Source organism: Micromonospora sp. D75, from assembly GCF_018070405.1.
GTDB lineage: Bacteria > Actinomycetota > Actinomycetes > Mycobacteriales > Micromonosporaceae > Micromonospora > Micromonospora chalcea.
Window position 1 is genome coordinate 1 of record NZ_JAGPXV010001036.1, and the last position, 1,076, is coordinate 1,076.

Genomic DNA, 1,076 nt, shown 5'->3' on the forward strand with positions numbered 1-1,076 from the left:
CGACTACGCCCAGCTCACCCTCGCCGACCTCGACCGCGTCGACGCGTACACCGGCACCGGCAACGCGTTCAGCATCGCGGCGAACCGCCTGTCGTACCTGTTCGACCTGCGCGGCCCGAGCATCGCCGTCGACACCGCCTGCTCCTCCTCGCTGGTCGCGGTGCACCAGGCCGTCACCAGCCTGAGCCGGGGAGACTGCACGCTGGCCGTCGCCGGCGGGGTCAACGTGGTCCTGTCACCCGCGCTGGCGATCAACTTCAGCAAGGCCGGCGCGATGGCGGGCGACGGTCGCTGCAAGACCTTCGACGCCCGGGCCGACGGCTACGTCCGCGCCGAGGGCGCCGGCGTGGTGATCCTCAAGCCGCTGTCCCGGGCGCTCGCCGACCAGGACCCGATCTACGGGGTGATCCTCGGCGGGGCGGTCAACCAGGACGGCCGGACCAACGGGCTGATGGCGCCGAACCCGCACGCCCAGGAGGCGGTGCTGCGCAGCGCGTACGAGCGGGCCGGCGTGGCGCCGGAACAGGTCGGCTACGTCGAGGCGCACGGCACCGGCACGCTGCTCGGCGACCCGATCGAGGCCAAGGCGCTCGCCGCCGTGGTCTGCGCCGACCGCGATCCGGCGCGGCCCCTGCTCATCGGATCGGTCAAGTCCAACCTCGGCCACCTGGAGGCCGCCGCCGGGATCGCCGGCCTGATCAAGGCCGCGCTGGTCCTGCGGCACCGGCAGATCCCGCCGACCCTGCACTACCGGCAGCCCAACCCGCACATCCCGTTCGCGCAGCTCGCGCTCCAGGTGGCCGACACCGGCCAGCCGTGGCCGGACGGGTACGCGCGGGCCGTCGCCGGAGTCAGCTCGTTCGGCTTCGGCGGCACCAACGCGCACCTGGTCCTCGCCGAGCCGCCCCGGTCCGACCGGCACGCCCTCGCCGAAACGGCCGCCGCGCCCGGCGACCTCCGCCTCAACGGCAGCGCGCCCGCCGGAGGCGCCCCGGCGGACCCGGCCCGGCTGCTGACCATCTCGGCCCGTACCCCCGAGGCGCTCGGTGAACTCGCCCGGCGGTACGCGGCGAAGC

At 75.0% G+C, this 1,076-nt stretch carries 1 protein-coding gene; it reads left to right on the forward strand.

Annotated features, from left to right (window positions below):
• Positions 1 to 1,076, forward strand: a 1,076-nt coding sequence (locus KBX39_RS31770; RefSeq protein ID WP_247660814.1) for a polyketide synthase, incomplete at both ends; no start/stop codon positions are given.